General features: G+C 56.9%; 18 protein-coding genes. 12 read left to right on the top strand and 6 right to left on the bottom strand.

Going from position 1 to position 23124, the window contains the following annotated elements:
• Nucleotides 1-389 precede the first annotated feature (389 nt).
• Nucleotides 390-2219 (top strand): nucleoside-diphosphate sugar epimerase/dehydratase, encoded by a 1830-nt coding sequence (locus TG4357_RS08205; RefSeq protein WP_233487451.1) that lies wholly within the window; start codon nucleotides 390-392, stop codon nucleotides 2217-2219.
• Between the two features lie 47 nt (nucleotides 2220-2266).
• Here TG4357_RS08205 and TG4357_RS08200 read toward each other — a convergent pair whose 3' ends face one another.
• Both TG4357_RS08200 and ahcY read right to left on the bottom strand, forming a co-directional pair.
• On the bottom strand, nucleotides 2267-2608 hold the full coding sequence (locus tag TG4357_RS08200; RefSeq protein ID WP_058262359.1) for a DUF2853 family protein: 342 nt from the start codon (nucleotides 2606-2608) through the stop codon (nucleotides 2267-2269).
• A gap of 246 nt (nucleotides 2609-2854) precedes the next feature.
• On the bottom strand, nucleotides 2855-4249 hold the full coding sequence (gene ahcY / locus TG4357_RS08195) for an adenosylhomocysteinase (RefSeq protein WP_058262358.1): 1395 nt from the start codon (nucleotides 4247-4249) through the stop codon (nucleotides 2855-2857).
• A 184-nt stretch (nucleotides 4250-4433) separates the two neighbouring features.
• Here ahcY and TG4357_RS08190 point away from each other — a divergent pair, with 184 nt between their 5' ends.
• Complete coding sequence (locus TG4357_RS08190) at nucleotides 4434-5030, top strand: HD domain-containing protein (RefSeq protein ID WP_058262357.1); 597 nt, start codon at nucleotides 4434-4436, stop codon at nucleotides 5028-5030.
• Between the two features lie 167 nt (nucleotides 5031-5197).
• On the opposite strand, the gene TG4357_RS08185 is transcribed toward TG4357_RS08190, so the two are convergent.
• From TG4357_RS08185 to TG4357_RS08175, 3 genes are all read right to left on the bottom strand, one after another.
• The gene (locus tag TG4357_RS08185) at nucleotides 5198-6715 is read right to left on the bottom strand and encodes a calcium-binding protein (protein ID WP_058262356.1); all 1518 of its coding nucleotides are present in this window, start codon (nucleotides 6713-6715) and stop codon (nucleotides 5198-5200) included.
• Between the two features lie 461 nt (nucleotides 6716-7176).
• Nucleotides 7177-7728, bottom strand: a complete 552-nt coding sequence (locus tag TG4357_RS08180; RefSeq protein WP_058262355.1) for an ActR/PrrA/RegA family redox response regulator transcription factor — start codon at nucleotides 7726-7728, stop codon at nucleotides 7177-7179.
• 77 nt (nucleotides 7729-7805) lie between these two features.
• Nucleotides 7806-8438: an SCO family protein gene (locus TG4357_RS08175; RefSeq protein ID WP_058262354.1), complete on the bottom strand. Its 633-nt coding sequence runs from the start codon at nucleotides 8436-8438 to the stop codon at nucleotides 7806-7808.
• 91 nt (nucleotides 8439-8529) lie between these two features.
• Here TG4357_RS08175 and regB point away from each other — a divergent pair, with 91 nt between their 5' ends.
• From regB to trxA, 8 genes are all read left to right on the top strand, one after another.
• Nucleotides 8530-9924, top strand: coding sequence for a sensor histidine kinase RegB (gene regB, locus TG4357_RS08170; RefSeq protein ID WP_058262353.1), 1395 nt, complete (start codon nucleotides 8530-8532; stop codon nucleotides 9922-9924).
• A 67-nt stretch (nucleotides 9925-9991) separates the two neighbouring features.
• Entirely contained in the window at nucleotides 9992-11533 is a 1542-nt protein-coding gene (locus TG4357_RS08165; RefSeq protein WP_058262352.1) for a PAS-domain containing protein, read from the top strand.
• A 40-nt stretch (nucleotides 11534-11573) separates the two neighbouring features.
• Complete coding sequence (tsaE, locus tag TG4357_RS08160; protein WP_058262351.1) at nucleotides 11574-12044, top strand: tRNA (adenosine(37)-N6)-threonylcarbamoyltransferase complex ATPase subunit type 1 TsaE; 471 nt, start codon at nucleotides 11574-11576, stop codon at nucleotides 12042-12044.
• A complete protein-coding gene (locus TG4357_RS08155) occupies nucleotides 12041-13048 on the top strand; it encodes an aminoglycoside phosphotransferase family protein (protein WP_058262350.1) in 1008 nt (335 codons plus the stop codon). Before tsaE ends, TG4357_RS08155 begins: the two co-directional genes overlap by 4 nt.
• Nucleotides 13024-13716 carry a nucleotidyltransferase family protein gene (locus TG4357_RS08150; protein ID WP_058262349.1) on the top strand — a complete coding sequence of 231 codons (693 nt, stop codon included), beginning with the start codon at nucleotides 13024-13026 and terminating at the stop codon, nucleotides 13714-13716. Before TG4357_RS08155 ends, TG4357_RS08150 begins: the two co-directional genes overlap by 25 nt.
• On the top strand, nucleotides 13709-16645 hold the full coding sequence (gene addB, locus TG4357_RS08145; RefSeq protein WP_058262348.1) for a double-strand break repair protein AddB: 2937 nt from the start codon (nucleotides 13709-13711) through the stop codon (nucleotides 16643-16645). Before TG4357_RS08150 ends, addB begins: the two co-directional genes overlap by 8 nt.
• Complete coding sequence (gene addA, locus TG4357_RS08140) at nucleotides 16642-20022, top strand: double-strand break repair helicase AddA (protein ID WP_058262347.1); 3381 nt, start codon at nucleotides 16642-16644, stop codon at nucleotides 20020-20022. The genes addB and addA overlap by 4 nt, the downstream gene beginning before the upstream one ends.
• 56 nt (nucleotides 20023-20078) lie before the next feature.
• Nucleotides 20079-20399 carry a thioredoxin gene (gene trxA / locus TG4357_RS08135; RefSeq protein ID WP_058262346.1) on the top strand — a complete coding sequence of 107 codons (321 nt, stop codon included), beginning with the start codon at nucleotides 20079-20081 and terminating at the stop codon, nucleotides 20397-20399.
• Between the two features lie 86 nt (nucleotides 20400-20485).
• On the opposite strand, the gene TG4357_RS08130 is transcribed toward trxA, so the two are convergent.
• Nucleotides 20486-21403, bottom strand: a complete 918-nt coding sequence (locus TG4357_RS08130; RefSeq protein WP_058262345.1) for a hypothetical protein — start codon at nucleotides 21401-21403, stop codon at nucleotides 20486-20488.
• Between the two features lie 97 nt (nucleotides 21404-21500).
• On the opposite strand from TG4357_RS08130, the gene hslV reads away from it, so the two are divergent.
• Together hslV and TG4357_RS08120 are read left to right on the top strand one after the other, a co-directional pair.
• A complete protein-coding gene (gene hslV, locus TG4357_RS08125; RefSeq protein WP_058262344.1) occupies nucleotides 21501-22058 on the top strand; it encodes an ATP-dependent protease subunit HslV in 558 nt (185 codons plus the stop codon).
• A complete protein-coding gene (locus TG4357_RS08120; protein ID WP_058262343.1) occupies nucleotides 22055-23119 on the top strand; it encodes a hypothetical protein in 1065 nt (354 codons plus the stop codon). The genes hslV and TG4357_RS08120 overlap by 4 nt, the downstream gene beginning before the upstream one ends.
• Nucleotides 23120-23124 lie beyond the last annotated feature (5 nt).

Here is a 23124-nt window from a genome sequence, read left to right as displayed (position 1 = left end):
ACCCTTAAATCAAGATTAGTGCTTTCCTAGGCGTCACAGCCGGTTGTGTCCAGCATCCGTTCTGCAACCTGATCGCTTAACGGCAACCGCATCGGCGGGCTGTTGCCCAAGATATTACAGCTTGGTCACATTTTTTTAGTGACCAATTAGCAAGCAAGTTGGCTAGGTTTTACGCACGCTTCATGTTTGCGGTATTGCAGAACTCCTAATACCAACCACGATTTGCCAACGCCTTCAGGTTGCAACATAGTGTCGAGCGCAGGCAAAGATTCCCTGATGGATAGGGATCGGAACGGGAATACCGGAACTTGTTAAAAAACCTTAAGACAGCCGTTCTGAATCGCATGTTCACTCAGTTGAACCGCCTGCCCCGGACCCGAAAATCGTTTATGATGCTGACGTTGGATGCGATCCTGATCTGTATCACATTTGCCGGGTCCCATCTGATTGCACGGGCACAATGGCCCAACCTGCCGCTTCTGTTCGCCATCGCACCTTACATGCTGATCATGGCCGCGACAGGGATCGCCATGACAGCAATGATCGGGTTGCACCGGGTGCGGCTGATCGCCTTTCAGATGCGCAGCGTAGCCCAAAGCGCTGCCATTGCTGGGTCGATGGCAATCTTCGGCGCAGTCATGCAGATGGTACCAGCGACACCACTGACCCCGCTGGGGAACGTGATTTTCGCGATGAGTTTTCTAATTCTGAGCGTGGCAACCCGGCAAATTCTGCTGGATGTGGTGACGCGGGCCTATCGGTATGGTCGCAAACGGCAGCGGATATTGATCTATGGTGCGGGGCGCACCGGCCAGCAACTGGCGGCTGCACTTGCCACCGACGAAACGGTGGAACCGGTTTGTTTCGTTGACGACAATCCCACCGTGCAAAGCCTGACCATCTACGGGCTGATGGTCTATTCCCCGGTGCAACTGCCCGACCTGATCGCAACACAGGCGATTGACCGGGTCGTTCTGGCAATGCCGTCGGTCAGTCAGCCGGAATTGGTGCGGATCGAACGCAAGGTTCGCGATCTGGGCTGCGAGGTACAAGCGCTGCCTTCCTTTGCCGAATTGTTGGAAAACGGTGGATCGACGCGCAACCTGTCACACCGGCAATTGCATGGGTTGATGAACCGTAATCGGCTGGAAAAAGAACTGCCGGGTGTCAGCGACACCTATCAAGGTCAGCGCATTCTGGTCACCGGGGCAGGCGGGTCGATCGGATCGGAAATCTGCCGCCAGTTGCTGACCTGCAAACCGGCGGCTTTGGTGTTGCTGGATCACAGCGAATTTGCGCTGTATGAAATCGACAAGGAACTGACTGGGTTACAAAGTTCGATCCAGATCACGCCGGTTTTGGGGTCGGTTTTCCACCGGCCTTTGCTGCGCCACGTGTTGGAATATTACAAGATTGACGTGGTGCTGCATGCAGCCGCTTATAAACATGTGCCGATGGTAGAAGCGAATATCGTCGAGGGATTGTGCAACAACGTGATGGCCACCCGGGTGCTGGCGGACGAGGCGCGCCGCGCCGGGGTGGGGCGGTTCACGCTGGTATCTTCGGACAAGGCGGTACGCCCGACCAGCGTGATGGGCTGCACCAAGCGGATGGCCGAACTGATCGTGCAGGATTTCGCGTCACGATCGCAACACACGCTGTTTTCGATGGTGCGTTTCGGCAATGTGGTAAATTCTTCAGGCTCTGTCGTGCCTCTGTTTCAGGATCAGATCGCGCACGGGGGGCCCGTTACGGTCACCCATCCCGATGTGACACGCTATTTCATGACCATCCCCGAAGCGGTGCGGCTGGTTCTGTTGGCCGGGTCCATCGCCAAGGGTGGCGATGTACTGGTGCTCGATATGGGGGAACCGGTGAAAATAGACGAAATGGCCCGGCATATGATCGAAGGCGCCGGGTTGAGCGTGAAATCCGATGCCAATCCCGACGGCGATATTGCCATCACCTATACCGGGCTACGCCCGGGTGAGAAACTGCATGAAGAACTGCTGATCAGTCGCGATATGATTACCACACCGCACCCCAAGATCATGCGGGCGCAGGAAGGGCGGCTTTCGGAAATCGAAATGGCGCAGGTGATAAAGGATCTGACACGCGTGATCGAAGATCACGACATCGCCGCCGGCCTTGCCCTGCTGGACAGATGGATTGAAGGGCGCGGCGAAATCAGCCTTGCCGCAGGATCAGGGCGCGATTGAAAACCGCCCCGGATACCGACCGGGGCGATGTTCCGAATTCATCCGGATCAGCCGTAAATGGCTTCTTTTTTGAAATGTTTGGTCAGCATGTAATAGACCACAGCGCGGTATTTGTTACGCTCGGAACGGCCATAAGTTTCGATCACCGAATTGATCGCCGCCATCAAGTCAGGGCCGTCTTCCAATCCAAGCTTCTTGATCAAGAAGTTGGTCTTGACCGTTTCGAGCTCAGATTCCTGCGTCGCCGCCACGGTCGACGCATCGGCGTTATAGATCGCCGGGCCACATCCGATGGTCACCTTGGTCAGCAGATCCATATCCGGATCCATTCCACATTTATTTTTCAGATCGTCGGCATATTGCACGATCAGGTCGTCCCGCTTTCCCATAAATTCACTCCCGCCGTTCCGGCTTAGCAATAAGGCAATTTCTGTCCCATACAGATGCGTTCGCAGGGTAGACGTGTTGCCATCATGCACAAAGGGAAAATTTGAGCGAATTTCCCCATCGGCAGACCTGTGGCGTAGGATTTCGCGCTGACCGGTCTTGCGAAAGCAGCGTAGACCCACCTGATAGATAAAAACCCCGCCAAGATATGGCGGGGTTTTTATCAACTCTCAGGACTGGTTATCAGCTCAATACCGGTAGTGTTCCGGCTTGAACGGGCCTTCGGGGCTGACCCCGATATATTCGGCCTGCTCTTGGCTCAGTTTGCTCAGTTTGACGCCGATCCGGTCCAGATGCAGGCGGGCGACTTTTTCATCCAGATGCTTGGGCAGGATATAGACCTCGTTTTGATACTCGTCGCCGCGGGTGAACAATTCGATCTGTGCCAGAACCTGATTGGTGAAGCTGGCCGACATCACGAAGGACGGATGGCCGGTGGCATTGCCCAGATTGAGCAAACGGCCTTCGGACAGCAGGATGATCCGTGCGCCGGATGGCATTTCGATCATGTCCACCTGGTCCTTGATATTGGTCCATTTGTGGTTCTTCAGGGCTGCGACCTGAATTTCATTGTCGAAATGGCCAATATTACCGACGATCGCCATGTCTTTCATCGCCCGCATGTGTTCGATGCGGATGATGTCCTTGTTGCCGGTGGTGGTGATGAAGATATCGGCGCTCGATACCGCGTCTTCCAGCGTGACCACCTCGAACCCGTCCATCGCGGCCTGAAGGGCGCAAATCGGATCGACTTCGGTCACTTTCACCCGGGCACCGGCACCGCGCAGCGATGCGGCGGACCCTTTGCCGACATCGCCGTAGCCGCAGACCAAGGCAACCTTGCCGGCCATCATGGTGTCGGTGGCGCGGCGGATGCCGTCGACCAGCGATTCCTTGCAGCCATATTTATTGTCGAATTTCGACTTGGTGACAGAATCGTTCACGTTGATGGCAGGGAAGGGCAGGTGGCCTTTTTCCATCAGTTGATACAAGCGGTGTACGCCGGTGGTGGTTTCTTCGGACACGCCTTGGATCATGTGACGCTGCTTGACGAACCAGCCCGGGCTTTCCTTCATGCGTTTCTTGATCTGAGCGAAGAAGGCGACTTCTTCTTCCGAGGTCGGGGTTTCGATCAGATCGGTTTCACCTTCTTCGACCCGTGCCCCGACGAGAATATACATCGTCGCATCGCCGCCATCGTCGAGGATCATGTTGCAGCCACCTTCATCAAACATGAAAATGCGGTCGGCGTAATCCCAGTATTCTTCCAGTGTTTCGCCCTTGATGGCAAACACCGGCGTACCCGTCGCAGCAATCGCGGCAGCAGCGTGGTCCTGGGTCGAAAAGATGTTGCATGATGCCCAGCGCACGTCGGCGCCCAGCGCCACCAGCGTTTCGATCAGAACCGCGGTCTGAATTGTCATGTGCAGCGATCCAGCGATCCGCGCGCCTTTCAGTGGCTTGCTGTCGCCGTATTCTTCACGCAGGGCCATCAGGCCCGGCATTTCGGTTTCAGCGATGTCCAGCTCTTTGCGGCCGAACTCTGCCTGATTGATGTCTTTTACAATATAGTTGTTTGCCATCTGGACGGCTCCTTGCAATCATGTTTGCAAGGCAGATAACATTCGACCCCTTTTCACACAATGTGCGATTGGTTTTCTACGCCTTCTGGATCACCCCTCTACACCTTCTTGAGGTAAAAGGCTGTCGCGTTGCGTGAATCAAGTTCACCCGTTACTCAAGCCCGGAAGATCACGAGGTGTATATATGGCCGCAAAACAACCCCGCGCATGGCAACGCATGTTGTCTGGTCGTCGGCTGGATCTGCTGGATCCGACCCCGATGGATATCGAGATCGCAGACATCGCGCACGGACTGGCCTTTGTGGCGCGCTGGAACGGTCAAACCCAGGGGGACTTTGCCTATTCCGTAGCCGAACATTCGCTGCTGGTGGAACAGCTTTATACCCGCATGACCCCGCAAGCACCGGTCAAATGGCAACTGGCCGCGCTGCTGCATGATGCACCGGAATATGTCATCGGCGATATGATTTCACCGGTCAAGGCGGCGATCGGTCCCGAATATGAAGTTCTGGACAAACGGTTGACCGCGGCGATTCATATCCGCTTTGGCCTGCCCGCAGCGATCCCCGCAGTAGTGAAGAAACAGATCAAGAAGGCAGACCGCATCAGCGCCTGGATGGAAGCGGTCCAGATCGCCGGTTTCACCATGGCCGAGGCAAACAAGTTATTCGGCAAACCCGACTCGAATGTGATCGAGGGCCTGGCGATACGCCTGCGTCCCCCGGTCGAGGCGCGCAATGATTACACTGACCGGGTCGCAGCGTTGCTGCAGGACTGCTGAGATGGCACTGTCATTTTGACACCCGTTACTGCGTAGCCGACCACACCACCCATGACTGTTTCCCCAAGGTGGCGCGGCGTTGGCATAAGGGCTGTCTACTATCGGCGTGTCTACGCCAGCCAATTGCAGTCGATGATAAGGGCAGCCCGAAGGCTGCCCATGCAGGATCAGGCCAGCAGGTCGAAGGTTTCCCCACCGATAACCACATTTATCTGATCCTGTTCAGCACCGTCGATCAGAGCCCACATAACTTGCCCGGTTGGACGATATATGACGAAAGCTTCCTCGACATCCACCTGACCGGCAAATGGCGTTTCGATGAAATTAACCTGAAACTGGTCGGCTGTGGCCTGCGCATTGCCAAAAAGCAGCACATCGCCTTCAGCAGCATTATAGTCCTGAATCCAATCTGATCCGTGATCTTCGACACCAAGATGGAAATACTGGTCGGCCCCGGTACCACCGTTCATCCGGTCGAACCCGAAACCACCATTCAGATAGTCGTCACCTTCGCCGCCGAACATCAAATCCGAAAGCGCCTGCCCGTCTAGGTGGTCATGGCCTTGGTTGCCGGCCATAGTGTCCGACCCGAACCCGCCAACAATCCCGTCGTCGTCTTCACCACCGTGCAACGCGTCGTTGCCATGTCCGCCGTCGATGCTGTCATTGCCCAAACCGCCATAGATGTGGTCGGCCAAGTCGTTTTCGGAACTCCCACCGTTCAGCGAATCATTGCCATCACCGCCATCCAGCGTGTCATGGCCGTCGCCCCCTTCCAGCGAATCGTCCTCTTCCCAGCCCGCCAGATGATCATCACCGCTATTGCCGTTAAGATGGTTTCGCTGTTCGTTGCCTTCCAGGTGGTCATCGCCTTCACCTGCTTCGATGTCTTCGATCCCGTCGAAATGGTCATAGCCGTGACCGGTGTTCTGTGCTTCGTTCAGATGCAGATCGACATGGGTGTTGGTGGTACCGATATAGGTGACGCCGTCATGTCCTTCGCCGCCGTGATAGTAATCGTCGCCGTCGTCGCCATCCTCACCATGGAAAGAATCATCGTCACCGGAATCTTCGTAATAGTCGTCGTTGTCCTCGCGCTGATATTCGGTGCTGGTCGCAGCGGCGGTCACCGTGTCGGCCAGCGTGGTCATGTCCAGGGCGCCATAGCCTTCGGCCACACCGACATATTGACCGGTCCCGGCTTCGAGTTGGTAGATCGTCCATTCCTGGAGGTTATGTTCGGTTTCGAATTCGACAACGTAATCACCAGAAACCTGGTAAGTTTCGTTCGGCGAAATCCATTCGGGTTCGACATAGCCATTATCATGCACTTCGCTCAGACCGGTGACGGTTGTACCTGCAGCGTCGAACGTAAAGATATATCGGTCGCCTTGACCCACGCCATAGCCGCTGTTGTCGGTCCCGTCTTCTTCGCTTTCTGTGTCGGATGCGCTGATTTCAAACCACAGATTGGTAACCGGGTCCTGTTCATAGGTCGTGGTTGAACTCCCTCCGTCTTCGGCTTCGGTTCTGACCACGTGACCATCACCAAGCAATTCGTAAGTTTCGTTGGCCTCTATCTGATTGTTCTGTTCGTGGCCCTCAGAATCGACTTCGGAAACAGCGATGATCTCATTGTTTGCGCCAAAGGTGAAAATGAAGTGTTCGTTGTCGCCGTGGGACATTTTGGTGATCCTTTTTAACTGTCTGTTTTCCGAACCGATGTGACCGGAACTCAGGTTAACGAACCATGTCTTTTGCTGTCATCCCATTGAACCCAGGGTGGATGAACCCGGGATAAACTAAAGTTTAAGGTCGTTCTCAGACCATTCTGCGAACATTATCAGCTTGTTGGCAGTGCAGAGATTGGGCAGCCGTGAATCGGCCCAAGCCGTCAGGTTTGCGGCAAACCCAATCTACGATCCGAAGGCATCGGTCAGATCTAACGGTAAGATTCGGTAGATCATCTGTGACGTTTGGGTCGGAAATGAATATTTCCCAATCATGAAGGCAATAAAGCCTGCGCTTGGCCCAATATCTTATTTTGTCGTCAGCAATGACGCGAAACCCGATTTTCGAGGCCCATATGTGCGTCGGCCCAGACTTGGGGAAACATTCACGGATGGCGCAAATGTTTCAGAGGTGTTCAGCGCGGGCTGCGCTTGGCCAGGATGCGCTGCAACGTCCGGCGGTGCATGTTCAGACGCCGGGCGGTTTCGCTGACATTGCGATCACAAAGTTCGTACACCCGCTGAATATGCTCCCAGCGCACGCGATCCGCGCTCATGGGGTTTTCCGGCGGCGGTGGCATTTCATCGTCGGCGGCAAGCAGCGCATTGGTTATGTCGGTGGCATCTGCGGGTTTCGAAAGGTAATCGGTCGCCCCGATCTTGACCGCCGCAACAGCGGTGGCGATGGCACCATAGCCGGTCAGCACCACGATCCGGCTGTCCGGGCGTTTTTCCCGCAGCACTTCGACCACGTCCAGCCCATTGCCGTCTTCCAAACGCAAATCGCAGACAGCATAGGCCGGCGGGCGAGCGGTGGCGATAGCTTTGCCGGCAGCGACGGAACCGGCGGTTTCCACTTCGAACCCGCGTTTTTCCATGGCTTTCGCCAACCGTTTCAGAAACGGTTCATCGTCATCGACGATCAAGAGCGATTTGTCTTCGCCGATTTCGTGAGAAAGCTCAGCCATGTGGATCCTCCAACGTCGCGCGACCACGGTTTGATTGGTATTATAGCGCGGGATGGCCAGCGTCAAACTATCCCGGCCTAACCATGCGCATCGAGAAAACACTGAACCTTGTCAGCCATTTGTTCCGGTTCCAGATCGCGGCGAAAGAATTCCACAAAGCCGTCGTCAGGAAACACAAGATAGGTGAAGGTTGAATGATCGATCAGGTAATAATCTTCGTCTCCCGCTTCGGGTTCCTGTTTCTGATAAAAGGTACGATAGGCTTGGCTGGCGGCTTTCACCTGTTCCGGAGTGCCGGTCAGCCCGATCATGCGCGGGTGCAGGTAACCGGTAAAATCGGCCAACAATTCCGGCGTGTCACGGTCGGGGTCGATGGAAATGAATACCGGCTTCACGATCTTGCCCCGGTTTTCCAGTATTTCGATCGTTTCGGCATTGCGCGCATTGTCCAGCGGGCAAACATCCGGACAGAAAGTATAACCGAAATAGAGCAAGGTGGGTTTGTCGATCACGTCTTTGTCGGTAACCGTCTTGCCGGTTTCGTCGACAAGAGTGAACGGCCCGCCAATCTTGGTTCCCCCAGCAACTGCGCCGATACGGCAATCGGCATATTTATCATCCGGACCCGAGCCGGATGTCACATACCAAGTTGCCCCCAACAGGGCAGCGACGGCAACAGCCGAAATCGACGCGACAAATGTACGGTTCATGATGGTATCCTTGGTCCGGGAACGGTGTATTGTTTGGTCTTTCCTGCATATTTAACACTAAGCACAGAAATTCAACGGGACGAAGTCGCACATGGCAGAAACGACATTCAAAGTACTCAAGGGAAGCGAGCGCGGCAACTGGATCAAGCTGCGCACGATTACCTTACTCAGATGGGCGGCCATTGCAGGACAGTTGACGGCGATTTTCGTTGCACAGATTTTTTTCGACCTGCAATTGGAAATCAGCCTTTGTCTGTCGGTCATTTCCGTTTCGGTACTCGGCAACCTGATCGCAATGTTCATTTTTCCTGAAAACAAACGGCTGACGGAAACAGAAAACCTGTTGATGGTATTTTTCGATCTGCTTCAGCTATCGCTGCTTTTGTACCTTACCGGTGGGTTGCATAATCCATTTTCGATCCTGATCCTCGGGCCGGTCACGGTATCGGCTTCAACGCTGTCGCTGCGCTCGACTGTGTTTTTGGGTATAACTGCGATTCTGGCGGTAACGCTGTTGGCAGAATTCCATCTTCCTCTCAGAACTCAACAGGGATTTCTTTTGCGGGTCCCTGATATTTTTGTTTTCGGCAACTGGATCGCCACAGTGATCGCGGTGGTGTTTCTGGGCGCCTATTCGCGCCGGGTCACGGTTGAAATGCACGCGATGTCCGATGCGTTGCAGGCGACCTATATGGCGCTGTCCAGAGAACAAAAACTGACTGATATCGGCGGGGTGGTGGCGGCTGCTGCGCATGAGTTGGGCACCCCTCTGGCGACGATCAAGCTAACCAGCGCCGAATTGATCGAAGATCTGGAAGATCGGCCCGAACTGCAAGAAGACGCCCGGTTGATCCGGGAACAGGCTGATCGCTGCCGTGATATCATGCGGTCGATGGGGCAGGCCGGTAAGGATGATCTGCACTTGCGTCAGGCACCTCTGATGGCAGTACTGCGCGAAGCGGCGGATCCGCATCTGGAACGTGGCAAGGCGCTGCATTTCGAAATAGCGGACGGGCTGGATGCGCAATCGCAGCCTTCGATTCTGCGTCGACCTGAGATCATCCACGGGATGCGCAATCTGATCCAGAACGGGGTCGATTTTGCCGCAGAAAATGTCTGGGTCGAAGCCGGCTGGAACGAAAACCAAATCCGCGTCCGCATCATGGATGACGGCGCGGGCTATCCGCCCCACTTGATCGGACGGATCGGCGACCCGTTCATGCGCCGCCGGCGCGGTGGAGAAGGCACAACGAAACGACCGGAATACGAAGGTATGGGGCTTGGTCTTTTCATAGCAAAGACTCTGCTGGAACGGTCGGGGGCAGAGTTGAGTTTCGCCAATGGACGCGACCCACACCGGTCATCCGGCGTTCATTCCGATAGATGTGGGGCAATCGTCGAAGCCGTCTGGTCGCGCTGGAAAATCGATGCGCAAAGTAACGAAAATGCCATTCCTTCTGGTGAAAATCGGCCTTTGGAAATATGAAGATTTCATCTTAAGTGATTATTAACCAATTCTACGCAACCTGTGGATGCTTTTCAACAGGTGTACCATGCTCGAATTACAGGGTGTTTTCGGTATTTTCGCTATTTCGCTGATTGGTGCCGCAGTTACTTTTCGTTTCGTTATGAAACCCGACGCGGAGCCCCCCGTTTCGGATATCGCCACCAAGAATGATACCAGATTTCTTTACAGCGGGTCTGACCTGCTGAATGCCTGTGACAGTGGTGAATACCTGTTGGACATGGCCGAAGGCGATCGTGCCGATTGGTATCAACTGGCAAAGCTGCTTAGCCCGCGCTTTCCTGATTTTCCCGTCGCGCCGCCACCCAACCTATCCGGCAATCCGATCACGTTGGAATCAGACGACGTTCGAGAAAAATCTACTGTCCTGATCGAGGATATTCATGGCCTGACCCGTGTCAGCCTTATTGATAAAACGCCCGATCAAACTCGATCGGCAGCTGATCTCCATCAGCGCCGGATCTGGGAAACCCAGATTGATACACTCAACAGCGCGGTTCAGGGGTCGCCCTATCCGATCTGGCAATCCGATGCCCAAGGTCAGATCAGATGGGCAAATTCCGCTTATGAAATGCTGGTACGGGCCTGTCTGGGGGCGAACGCGGAGGGTCTTGAACCACTGTTCGACTTGACCGGAAGCAAACCACCGCCGTCTTCACGTAAACGGATGTCAGTCACGCTCAAGGAAGGGTCTGAACAATTATGGTATGACGTGACATCGGTTTTGACAGGCAAGTTTACCATGCATTATGCCACCGATATCAACGCTGTGGTACAAGCAGAGGTCGCGCAGCGCAATTTCGTGCAGACTTTGACCAAGACCTTTGCGCAACTGTCGATCGGTCTGGCTATATTTGATCGCAAACGTGAATTGGCGCTGTTCAATCCAGCTTTGACGGATTTGACCCATTTGTCAGTGGATTTTCTGTCCAATCGGCCAAGCCTGCACACTTTTTTTAACCGGTTGCGCGACAATCAGACCATGCCGGAACCGAAGAACTACAATTCATGGCTGGAAGAAATGGACGACTTGATCGATGCCACCAGCGATGGCAACTATCTGGAAACATGGCATATGCCTTCGGGGTTGACCTATCGGGTAAGCGGCAGACCACATCCGGACGGTGCGATGGCCTTTTTGTTCGAAGATATCAGCGCCGAAATGTCACTGACCCGCCGTTTTCGCGCCGATCTGGAATTGAACCAATCCGTGTTGGACCATTTGGATCTGGCGGTTGCTGTTTTTTCTTCTGGTGGGTCTATGTATTTCTGTAATGACATGTATTGCGAAATTTGGAAAACCGAACCGGACCATGGGCTTACTGAACCATCGATCACGGAATCGGTGCGACTATGGAAAGCCGCGAGCCTGCCTTCACCACGCTGGGACGAAATCGCGCAATTGGTCACCAACGCCTCGCCGAATTGCGATCAGAAGGTTTTGATCCGCCTGAAAGACGGTACCTATCTAACCACAAGGGCACAACGGATCGGGGGCGGCGCTACGATGGTTCAGTTTGATTTTGGTCAACAGGCCGGAATGCAATCGAAATTGGTCGACAGCGCCTGAACCGACTTGCAGCGGCGGCGCTTACGGGTAATCTCCGGGCATGGCCATCCACCCCAGCATCATAGACCTGAAAACACCGGACAAAACCGCTGCGCTGGCGCGGGCAGTTGCTGCACGCTTGCACCCCGGCGACGTGATCCTGCTACAGGGCGGGATCGGGGCCGGGAAAACTCATTTCGCCCGCGCCCTGATCCAATCATTGCTGACCGAACCCGAGGATGTGCCATCGCCAACCTTTACTCTGGTGCAGGTCTATGACGGCAAAACGGCCGAGATTTGGCACAGCGATCTGTACCGGCTAAGCAACCCGGATGAAGCGGTCGAGCTGGGATTGGAAGATGCTTTTGAAAGCGCGATCTGCCTTGTCGAATGGCCGGACCGGCTGGGCGAACTGACCCCGGCAAATGCACTAAGCCTGTCGTTCGAGGTCACGGGCGAAGAAACCCGTCGCGTCGCCTTCGACTGGAGCGACGACAAGTGGGACAGCAAACTGGAAGGGATCGCAGCGTGATCGAACGGACAAAACTGGCCGAAGATTTCATCGCTGGCTCTGATTGGGCCGGGGCCCTACGCAGCCCGCTTGCCGGGGACGCTTCGAACCGCCGGTATGAACGGCTGCACCGCGATGGCGAAACCGCCGTGTTGATGGATGCGCCGCCGGAAAAGGGCGAAGATATCCGCCCCTTCGTTGCCATCGCGCATTACCTGACCGACCTGGGCCTTAGTGCGCCGCAGGTCTGGGCCGAGGATGCCGAAAACGGGTTTCTGATCCTCGAAGATCTGGGCGACGGCCTGTTCGCACGGGCCATTCCCGATCACCCCGAACTTGAAGCCCCCCTGTATCAGGCTGCCACCGATGTTTTGACCCGACTGCATAGCGCGGGGCCGCCGCAAAACCTCGCCCGGTATTCGCCTGAGGTGATGACCGATTTGGCCGCCTTGGCATGGACCTGGTACAAAGGCGGCAACGATCCATCGGAACAAGTGTTTCGCGCCAGCTTTGAGCCTGTTCTTGAACACTACGCGGCGGATCATTCTGTTCTGATCCAGCGTGATTATCACGCCGAAAACCTGCTTTGGCTGCCGGATCGCGATGGCACTGCACGGGTCGGGTTGCTGGATTTTCAGGATGCGATGGCCGGGCACCGGGCTTATGATCTGGTGTCGCTTCTACAAGATGCCCGCCGGGATGTGCCGCCAGAAATAGAAACCGCAATGATCCGGCGATATGTCGTGGATAACCAGCTTGATCCAGTTGCCTTCCAAACCGCATATGCGGTGCTGGGGGCGCAGCGCAATCTGCGCATCTTGGGTGTCTTTGCCCGGCTTTGTCTGCGAGACGGTAAGGCCCATTATGTCGACCTGATCCCGCGGGTCTGGGCCCTGTTGCTGCGCGATCTGGATCATCCGGCGCTGGTGCCGGTCAAGCCAATCGTGTTGAATGCGCTTCCAAAACCAACTTCCGACTATTTGCAGGACCTGAAACAAAAATGCGCGACTGCCCGCACCCTGTGATGTTGTTTGCCGCCGGGTTCGGAACCCGCATGGGGACGCTGACGGCGGACCGGCCCAAACCGTTGATCGAAGTCGCGGATCGTCCATTGATCGATCACGCACTGGATCTGGTCGATGACTATGGTGCAAAAAAGGTGGTCGCCAACCTGCATTACAAGCCCGATATGCTGCGCACCCATCTGGCCGGGCGCGATATCGGGTTTTCCGAAGAATCCCCTGACATTCTGGAAACCGGAGGCGGGCTACGCGCGGCGTTGCCGTTGCTGGGGCCCGGTCCGGTGATGACGCTGAACACGGATGCGATATGGGCCGGGCCAAACCCGTTGCAGATACTGGCCGAAGCCTGGGACCCGGATCTGATGGACGCGCTGTTGATCTGCATTCCGCGCGACCGGGCATTGGGGCATAGCGGTACCGGAGATTTCCTCAGCGATGATCAGGGCCGGTTGCGCCGCGGACCCGGGGCAATCTTTGGCGGGGCACAAATCGTGAAACCAGACCGGCTGCACAGCATCGAACAGGATGCTTTTTCTCTCAATCTGCTGTGGGATCAGTTGTTGCCGGAAGGTCGGTTGTTCGGGATCGGCTATCCCGGTCAATGGTGCGATGTCGGCCGTCCTGAAGGGATCGCGCTGGCTGAAAGGATGATGGGGTATCGGGATGTTTGATCGGTCTGAAAAACCCCGCGTTTTTGGCCTGCCCCCGGGGACGGATTTTCCGAAACTGCTGGTCGAGGGAATGTTGCGACGTCACGAAGATACGCCGCCACAGAACCTTGCCAGAGCCACGCTAATGGTTAACACGAGACGGATGGCGCGGCGGATTCGTGATCTGTTCGATACCGGTCCGGCGCGGCTTCTGCCGCAGATCGGGTTGGTGACCGACCCGGGGCAGGGCCGTGTCTTTGCCGATATCCCCGCTGCAGTGTCACCGCTGCGTCGCCGGTTGGAAGTCGCACAGTTGGTGTCGCGCCTTCTCGACCAGCAACCCGATCTGGCCCCCCGCGCATCGCTGTACGATCTGGCCGACAGTCTGGCCGATCTGATGGATGAAATGCAGGGCGAAGGGGTCGAGCCAGATGTATTGCAGACCCTCGATGTCAGCGACGAATCAGGACACTGGAAACGTGCGCTTGGTTTTCTGGAAATCGTGCAGCACTATTTCAGCGACAGCGGGGAAACCCCCGATGCACAAACCCGGCAACGCATGATCGTCAATGCGCTGACCGACGAATGGCAGGAACAGCCGCCACAACAGCCGTTGATCGTCGCCGGATCGACCGGATCGCGCGGCACCACGATGGCGCTGATGAAAGCGGTGGCGAAATTGCCGCAAGGGGCGCTCGTGCTGCCGGGGTATGATTTCGAGATGCCGATTTCGGCTTGGGATGATTTGAGCGATGCCTTGAGCGCCGAAGATCATCCGCAATACCGGTTCCGAAAACTGATGGATGAATTGGGCATCGGGCCGCAAGATGTTCAACCTTGGACCGACACACCCGCCCCTTGTTCGGCGCGTAACCGGCTGGTGTCTTTGGCGCTGCGCCCGGCGCCGGTCACTGACCGCTGGCTGGCGGAAGGCCCGGAACTGACCGGGCTGGATCGGGCCTGTGCCGATCTGACCCTGATCGAAGCGCCATCGCAGCGCGACGAAGCGCTGGCCATCGCGCTGCGTCTGCGCAAGGCCGCAGATGAAGGCATCACATCGGCGCTGATCACACCCGACCGGATGCTGACGCGACAGGTCACTTCGGCGCTGGACCGATGGGGTATCGTGCCTGATGATTCCGCCGGAACGCCGTTGCAGCTTTCTGCACCGGGGCGGTTCCTGCGACATGTTTCGGCTCTGTTTCACCGCAAATTGACTTCGGAATCACTTCTGACGCTGTTGATGCACCCGCTGACCCATATGGGCGGCGAACGCGGCGCACATCTGCGTCTGACCCGCGAATTGGAATTGCATATCCGCCGCAAAGGCATGCCGTTCCCAGATCCCGATCAAATGCGGATCTGGGCCAGCCTGCACGAAGATCCGTTCACTGCATCGTGGATGGATTGGTTGATCGGGGCCTTCATTGACACGGACGGGGCCGGGCCAAAGGCGCTGATCGATCAGGTGGATCGCCATATCGAGCTGTCCGAAATCATTGCCACTGGCTGCGCCCCAACCGGAAACAACACGCTTTGGGACAAGGAAGCCGGCATCGCGGCGCGGTCCGTGGTGGACACGCTGCGGGACGAGGCCGAACATGGCGGTATCCTGTCATCCGTCGATTATGCCGATCTGTTCGGGGCAATCTTGTCGCAGACAGAAGTGCGCAATCCCGATGAACCACATACCAAGATCCTGATCTGGGGGACGCTTGAAGCCCGGGTTCAGGGGGCAGACTTGGTTATTCTGGGGGGCTTGAACGAAGCCAGTTGGCCGGAAATGCCGACCCCTGATCCTTGGCTCAATCGTAGAATGCGCCATGACGCCGGGTTGTTGCTGCCGGAACGGCGGATCGGGCTGTCAGCGCATGATTTCCAGCAGGCGATCGGAGCACCGCAGGTCTGGTTGACCCGATCAATCCGATCGGATGATGCCGAAACAGTGCCGTCGCGGTGGTTGAACCGGATGACCAACCTTCTGAACGGATTGCCGGAACAGGGCGGGGACAAGGCGCTGAGCGACAGTCGTCACCGCGGCGACGCGTGGCTGGCAATGGCGCGACAACTGGAAGAACCGGGCCAAACTGCCCCCGCGCCGCGCCCGTCGCCGCGCCCGCCGGTGATGGCGCGACCGAACCGATTGTCGGTCACCGAAATCAAACGGCTGATCCGTGACCCTTATGCGATCTATGCCCGCCATGTGCTGCGGTTGCGACCGCTTGATCCTTTGATGCGCGCACCCGATGCGTTGCTGCGCGGGATCGTCACCCATTCCGTTTTGGAACAATTCATTCACGAGGTCCGCGCCGATGACCGGGCACTGACGGCGCAGCGGCTGAATGAAATTGCTGAGACAATACTGGCTGAAAACGTGCCCTGGCCGGAAATCCGAGCCCTTTGGGCGGCACGAATCGTGCGCATTGCGGATTGGTTCGTAAGCACCGAAAAACAACGTCAGCTGCGCGCTGAGCCAAAGTATTTCGAAGAACAGGGCGAGGTCCGCCTTGACGCCGTCGAATTCACCCTTTCGGCCAAGGCTGATCGGATCGACATGGACGATCAAGGCCGCGCCCATGTCTATGATTATAAAACCGGGGCACCACCAAGCACCAAGCAGCAAAGGATTTTCGACAAACAACTGTTGCTGGAAGCGGCGATGATCACCCGCGGCGGTTTTGCCGGTATTGGCCCTGCGGACGTCGCCGAGGCGGTATTCATCGGATTGGGATCGACCCCGAAAGAAGTCCCTGCACCACTGGACGAAGAACCGGTCGAGCAGGTCTGGGACAAATTCGAAACGCTGATCCAAAGCTATTTTCAACCCGAGCAGGGATATACCGCCCGGCGAGCCCTGTTCAAGGATACCGACCCGTCCGACTATGATCAGTTGTCGCGCTTTGGCGAATGGGATGTCACCACCGACCCGCAAGCAGAGGATCTGACATGACCCGTGACGAAGCCACCGAAAAACAGGTTCAGGCGGCACGACCGAAACATTCGACATGGCTATCGGCCAATGCCGGGTCGGGCAAGACGCGGGTTTTGACCGACCGGGTCGCGCGATTGCTGTTGGAAAAGGTGCAACCGCAACACATCCTGTGCCTGACCTATACCAAGGCCGCCGCCAGCGAGATGCAGAACCGGCTGTTCAAACGGTTGGGGGAATGGGCGATGCTGGATGCAGGTCTGCTGCGTGATCAGTTGGTTGCGCTGGGCGTGGCCGGGCCTGTCACTGACGAAGATCTGCGCAATGCTCGCACCTTGTTCGCCCGCGCCATCGAAACGCCCGGCGGCCTGAAAATCCAGACCATCCATTCCTTCTGCTCCTCTCTGTTGCGGCGTTTCCCACTGGAAGCCCGGGTCAGCCCGCAATTTGCCGAAATGGAAGAACGCGCAGCATCGCTTTTGCGGGCTGAGATCGTGCAGGATCTGGCTGATGGGCCGGATGCGGCGGTGGTCCGGCGCGTAGCGCATCATTTCACCGGCGAAGATTTCGACAGCCTGACTGCCTCGGTTGTACAGCAACGGGTCTTGTTACAGACCCCTTTGGGGCCGGATGAATGCCGGGCGCTTTTCGATCTTGATCCCGGTTTCGACGAAGAAACATTACGGTCAACGGTATTTCTGGGCGATGAGGATGATCTGCTGCAAGGGGTCCTTACACATCTGCAAGGTGGGAGCGCGAATGACGTCAAGGCGGCGGATAAGCTGCGGTTGCTTTCCCGCTTCGACCTGAATGCCCTTCCGGTTTTGGAATCCATTTTCCTGTTCGGAGAAAGTGCAAAATCCCCGTTTGGGGCCAAGATAGGGTCTTTTCCGACCAAGAAAACCCAAACCGGGATGGGTCCGCTTCTGCCCCGGCTTGAAGACTTCATGCGCCGGGTCGAAGATGCGCGGGCCAAAAGGCTGGCGCTGGCGGCGGCGCATAAAACACATGCCTTGCAGGATTTCGCCCGTGTCTTTCTGCCCGCCTACGAAGCGCGCAAACAGAAGATGGGGTGGCTCGATTTCGACGACCTGATCCTGAAAGCGCGTGATTTGCTGACCAACCCGGCAGTCGCGGCCTGGGTGCTTTACCGGCTTGATGGCGGTATCGACCATATTCTGGTCGACGAAGCGCAGGATACCAGCCCGGCACAGTGGAAGGTGATAGAGCTGTTGGCGCAGGAGTTCACCTCTGGCGCCGGGGCACGATCCGAGGTGGAGCGCACGATTTTCGTTGTCGGCGACAAGAAACAGTCGATCTATTCCTTCCAAGGCGCCGATCCGCGCGAATTCGACCGGATGCAGGCCGAATTCGCCCAGCGTCTTGCCACGACCGAACGGCCACTGAACGAAATGGAACTGCAATTCAGCTTCCGTTCGTCCCAGGCAATTCTGGCGCTGGTCGACGAGGTGTTTCGCGGCCGCGAAGCTTCGGGTTTCCATACCGGATCGGAACACCGGGCCTTCAAGGACCGGATGCCGGGGCGGGTCGATCTGTGGCCGGTGGTAGAAAAAACCGACGAGGATGAAGACGACGATTGGGACAGCCCGGTGGACCGGCTGGGGATGAAACATCATTCGGTCCTTCTGGCCGAACGGATTGCGCGTCAGATCCGAAGGATGATCGACGAAAAAGAAACTGTTCCGGCGGAAATCGGACATAGCGGCGATTATCAGATGCGCCCGGTCAGCGAAGGTGACTTCCTTATTCTGGTGCAGCGTCGATCGGATCTCTTTGCTGAAATTATCCGTGCTTGCAAGGAACAGGGGCTGGCCATCGCAGGGGCCGACCGTCTGAAGGTCGGGGCAGAACTGGCGGTGCGCGATCTGGCCGCGTTGATGAATTTCCTCGCCACGCCAGAAGATAACTATTCACTGGCGGTTGCCTTGAAATCTCCGCTGTTCGGCTGGAACGAACAGAAGCTTTTCGATTTTTCCCATCGGCGTAGCGAAAAGTATCTGTGGCAGGCATTGCGGCAGAGGCGAGAGGAAATCCCCGAAGTCATGTCGGTTCTGGACGATCTGCGCAGCCGTGCCGACTACATGCGCCCATATGACCTGATCGAACGCATTCTGACCCGGCATGATGGCCGGCGCAAATTGCTGGCGCGGTTGGGGGCAGAGGCCGAAGATGGGATCAACGCGTTTCTGTCCCAGGCCCTGGCCTTTGAACGCAGCGCGATTCCCAGCCTGATCGGGTTCCTGCAATGGATGGAAACCGACGATCTGGAAATAAAGCGGCAGATGGACAGCGCCGGGAATCGCATCAGGGTGATGACCGTGCATGGCGCCAAGGGGCTGGAGGCGCCCATCGTGATTCTGCCCGATACCGCCAAGCGGACCGTGCAGTTGCGCGATGACGTGCTGACTGACGACGGCCAAGTGATGTGGCGCACGGTCAGTGGCCAGATGCCCGAACGCATGCAGGCCGCGCGCGACAAACGGTTGAGCGCGGAAGAAGCGGAACGTGACCGACTGCTTTACGTTGCCATGACGAGGGCCGAAAAATGGCTGATCGTGGCGGCGGCTGGTGATCTGGGGAAGGACGGGCAAAGCTGGTATGAAAAGATCGGCACCGCGATGGAACGGTTGGGGGCCAAAGCACAGTCGTTCGCGTTTGGCGATGGTCTGCGGCTCTGCCATGGCGATTGGAGCGGAGAGGCCGCGCCGGTGCCCGAGCCCGAAAAATCCGAAACGGTCAATTTGCCCGGATGGGCCCAAGCGCCCGCCCCGGTACCACGGATAATACCGAAAACCCTTAGCCCGTCAGACTTGGGCGGCGCCAAGGCATTGCCCGGTGAAGACAATCTGGACGAAGACGCCGCCAAATTGCGTGGACGTCAAATTCACCTGCTGCTGGAACATATGCCCGACGTTCCTCAAAGCGATTGGCCAGGTCTGGCCGAAAAATTGCTGGGACGGGGCACAGATGCGGCGGCAAGCGGCGAAATCCCAGCCTTGCTGGCTGAAGTGGTCAGGGTACTGACCGAACCGGACCTGCTGCCGTTGTTCAGCGCCGAAGCATTGGCCGAAGTTCCAGTCAGCGCCACGATTGCCGCCCTGAACAACCGGCGCATTCACGGCACAATCGACAGATTGATCATCACGAAAAAATCAATTCTGGCAGTGGATTTCAAAACCAACGCCGTCGTGCCGGAAAAACCCGAAGACTGCCCACTGGGCTTGTTGCGGCAAATGGGGGCCTATGCCCATGCTTTGGTTCAGATTTATCCCTATCATCAAGTCCAGACGGCAATCCTGTGGACCCGTACGGCACGGCTGATGACGCTACCTGCGGCATTGACGACACAATCCCTTGAGTCCACCTGCCCGACTTGACGATATGTAGTTCCAAACCTACGTTTGCAGCAACCCAATTTATCAGGAGAAAACAAATGGCCACCGTAGCCGTCACCGACGATACCTTCGACGCCGAAGTTAAAAATTCCGACATCCCCGTTGTGGTGGATTTCTGGGCTGAATGGTGCGGCCCCTGCAAGCAGATCGGCCCGGCTTTGGAAGAACTGGCTGCCGAAATGGAAGGCCAAGTCAAGATTGCCAAGGTTGATGTCGACAGCAACCCGAACGCCGCCGCCGCCATGGGTGTGCGCGGTATCCCGGCGCTGTTCATCTTCAAGGATGGTCAGGTCGTGTCGAACCGCGCTGGTGCCGCCCCCAAAGCTGCGCTGCAAAGCTGGATCAAAGATTCGATCTGATCGGGTACAGATCCTGAATTGACGAAAAACCCTGGTGCTTGCGCCAGGGTTTTTTTGTTGAAAGGCAGCGCGGCGGGCAACGCGCCTTACAACGCCCACCCATTTCGGCGCAGCGCCTGCCGGATCTTGTTCTTGGCCTCGGGCCGACCGGCATTGATCGACATCTCCTGCCAGAACCACCAGACATAGCGTTCAAAATCAGGCAATTCGCCCTGTACCGTTGCAAAGGCCCGATCCAGCCCTTCGGTATACACATCTGCAGCGATATGGTGAAAATCGACCCGGGCGAACAAAACGCAAGGTTTGCCAAAGAAATAGCCATTAAAGGCGGCGCTGGAATTTTGCGTCACCACGTAATCGCAGCGCCCAAGCATATCGACCATATCTGCCTTTTGCACCGTCAACCGCGGGAAACGCGTCGTAAGCGTGTTCAGTTTGGACATTTCCGAAGCCGAATAGGATTCGTTCGGGTGCAAGGTGGCGATGATCCGGCGGGACGGATCGTGTTGCAACGTCGAAACCAGCATTTCAAGCGGTGAACAGGTTTGAAACGACCGACGTTCAGTCAATCGCCCCTGCAGCGGCACATAGACAAATCCTTCCTGTGTCGGATTTTCCGCAGCTTTCACAAACAGACGTTTGCGCCAGAAGGTATAGAACCGATGCGCCTCTTTCGGATCAACCTTTTTCGCATTGAACCGTTTCTGTGCCACCCGCCAATCCCAACGCTTGGTCGTTGGTTCGATTTGCCAGAACGGGTAATGGTAAACCCGGCGAAAGGTCAGGGAGCGCGGTCCTTCGGGTTCGTCCATGTGAAGCATCGAAAAACCGGGACGGTCGCGGATTGCGCTGCGATCTTGCAAGGAATTACCATGGAACCCCGTGGTGAACCCGGCCTGTTCAGCCACTTCGACAATCTTACCAATAAAATTGTGCTGCCCGGCTTGGGCGCTGCGCAGAAGGTCGGGTTCAAGATAAAAATCGAGGTGTTTTTCGCTGCTCATGGCGGGAAGCTACCCATCGTAATCACCGTGGGCAAGCACTACCCTTGTGCCTTAGCTTTTCAACTTACATATATGCAGGCAATGACAGGAGAGTTCGATGACAGAGGATAAATTCCCCGGATGGCACGGCACGACCATCATCGGCGTCAAGAAAGATGGCGAAGTGGTGATCGCGGGCGACGGGCAGGTGTCTCTGGGGCAGACCGTGATCAAGGGTACCGCGCGCAAGGTGCGCAGATTGTCCCCCGGTGGCTATGACGTGGTCGCTGGATTTGCCGGGTCGACGGCGGATGCCTTCACCCTGCTGGAACGGTTGGAAGCCAAACTGGAAGCAACCCCGGGTCAGTTGGCGCGCGCCAGCGTGGAGTTGGCAAAGGATTGGCGCACCGACAAATATCTACAGAAACTCGAAGCAATGCTGATCGTTTCTGACGGGGCGGAAATTTTCGTGATCACCGGCGCGGGTGACGTGTTGGAACCCGAACATGACGTCACCGCAATCGGGTCGGGCGGCAATTACGCCTTGGCCGCTGCACGTGGAATGATGGACACCGACCTGAGTGCCGAGGAAGTAGCCCGCAAGGCAATGGCGATCGCCGCTGATATCTGCGTTTATACCAATGGTAATCTGACGGTGGAGACGATCCGCAAATGATTTCCGACGACGATCTGCGCGCGGCTGTTGGGTCTGGCCTTCTGTCCGAGGCACAGGCGGCATCTTTGGCAGCCATGGCCGATAGCCGTCGAGGGGCGCGCGAAGATCTGTCACCGGGGGACGAACCGTTCGAACTGTTCCGCGGCTTCAATGAAATTTTCATCGTCGTGGGTTTGTTGATTCTGGCCTCGGGCTGGGCGGCTGTGACCGGAATATCGCTGACCGGACAGATCGTGAATATTCAAACCGAAGTGTCGGGCGCGGCGGTGATAGCCGCTGTGGTGATCTGGGTTCTGTCGGAATATTTCATTCGCCGTCGCCGCATGGTCGCCCCGGCGATTGCCCTGTCGGTTTTGTTTGCGGCCAATGCCGGTGCCGGCCTGACCGCGTGGTTTTCCCAACCCTTCATGGTCGCGCAGAAAGATTTATCCAGTCTGCCGCTACCGCTGGCGCTGACCACCATCGCCATCACGCTTTACTGGCTTCGCTTTCGTGTGCCCTTTGCCATGGCTTTGATCGCGCTGGGCATTTTCGCGCTTGCGCTGATGCTGGGGGCCAATCAGGCGGGAACACCGGCGGACCTATCGGATTTCTTTTTGTTGTCGAACAGCGGGCCTTTTGCCTGGATCACCTTGTTGGTCGGGTTGGTGGTTTTTACCGTGGCGATGGTGTTCGACATGAGCGACCCGCACCGTGTCACCCGCCGATCGGCACAGGGGTTCTGGCTGCATGTCGTCGCAGCCCCCGCTTTGGTCAACACCCTTGCGCTCAGCCTGCTTAAAAACGGATCTTCCGGGGCTTACATCAGCCTTCTTGCCGTGTTGGTTCTGTTTGCGTTGGTGGCGATCGTGATTGATCGCCGGTCGTTCCTGATTGCCGCTATCGGCTATATCGTCACGCTGGCAGGCACGGTATTCGACGGCGGTGGCGCGGCGATTACCATCCTCATTCTGGGCCTGTTCCTTGTACTTCTTGGCGCTTTCTGGGCGCGCATACGCGCCACGCTGCTTTCACCCTTGTCCGGGCTGTTGCCGCTGCACCGGCTGCCGCCTTCTCATTGATACGG

Origin of the sequence: Thalassovita gelatinovora (assembly GCF_001458355.1) — a bacterium.
Classification (GTDB): Bacteria; Pseudomonadota; Alphaproteobacteria; order Rhodobacterales; family Rhodobacteraceae; genus Thalassobius; species Thalassobius gelatinovorus.
This window is presented reverse-complemented; position numbering and strand designations above follow the sequence as displayed.

Excerpts from the sequence above, each read along its gene's own strand:
- TG4357_RS08205 (WP_233487451.1), top strand. The coding sequence starts at position 390 with ATGATGCTGACGTTGGATGCGATCCTGATCTGTATCACATTTGCCGGG.
- TG4357_RS08200 (WP_058262359.1), bottom strand. The coding sequence starts at position 2,608 with ATGGGAAAGCGGGACGACCTGATCGTGCAATATGCCGACGATCTGAAA.
- ahcY (WP_058262358.1), bottom strand. The coding sequence starts at position 4,249 with ATGGCAAACAACTATATTGTAAAAGACATCAATCAGGCAGAGTTCGGC.
- TG4357_RS08190 (WP_058262357.1), top strand. The coding sequence starts at position 4,434 with ATGGCCGCAAAACAACCCCGCGCATGGCAACGCATGTTGTCTGGTCGT.
- TG4357_RS08185 (WP_058262356.1), bottom strand. The coding sequence starts at position 6,715 with ATGTCCCACGGCGACAACGAACACTTCATTTTCACCTTTGGCGCAAAC.
- TG4357_RS08180 (WP_058262355.1), bottom strand. The coding sequence starts at position 7,728 with ATGGCTGAGCTTTCTCACGAAATCGGCGAAGACAAATCGCTCTTGATC.
- TG4357_RS08175 (WP_058262354.1), bottom strand. The coding sequence starts at position 8,438 with ATGAACCGTACATTTGTCGCGTCGATTTCGGCTGTTGCCGTCGCTGCC.
- regB (WP_058262353.1), top strand. The coding sequence starts at position 8,530 with ATGGCAGAAACGACATTCAAAGTACTCAAGGGAAGCGAGCGCGGCAAC.
- TG4357_RS08165 (WP_058262352.1), top strand. The coding sequence starts at position 9,992 with ATGCTCGAATTACAGGGTGTTTTCGGTATTTTCGCTATTTCGCTGATT.
- tsaE (WP_058262351.1), top strand. The coding sequence starts at position 11,574 with ATGGCCATCCACCCCAGCATCATAGACCTGAAAACACCGGACAAAACC.
- TG4357_RS08150 (WP_058262349.1), top strand. The coding sequence starts at position 13,024 with ATGCGCGACTGCCCGCACCCTGTGATGTTGTTTGCCGCCGGGTTCGGA.
- addB (WP_058262348.1), top strand. The coding sequence starts at position 13,709 with ATGTTTGATCGGTCTGAAAAACCCCGCGTTTTTGGCCTGCCCCCGGGG.
- addA (WP_058262347.1), top strand. The coding sequence starts at position 16,642 with ATGACCCGTGACGAAGCCACCGAAAAACAGGTTCAGGCGGCACGACCG.
- trxA (WP_058262346.1), top strand. The coding sequence starts at position 20,079 with ATGGCCACCGTAGCCGTCACCGACGATACCTTCGACGCCGAAGTTAAA.
- TG4357_RS08130 (WP_058262345.1), bottom strand. The coding sequence starts at position 21,403 with ATGAGCAGCGAAAAACACCTCGATTTTTATCTTGAACCCGACCTTCTG.
- hslV (WP_058262344.1), top strand. The coding sequence starts at position 21,501 with ATGACAGAGGATAAATTCCCCGGATGGCACGGCACGACCATCATCGGC.
- TG4357_RS08120 (WP_058262343.1), top strand. The coding sequence starts at position 22,055 with ATGATTTCCGACGACGATCTGCGCGCGGCTGTTGGGTCTGGCCTTCTG.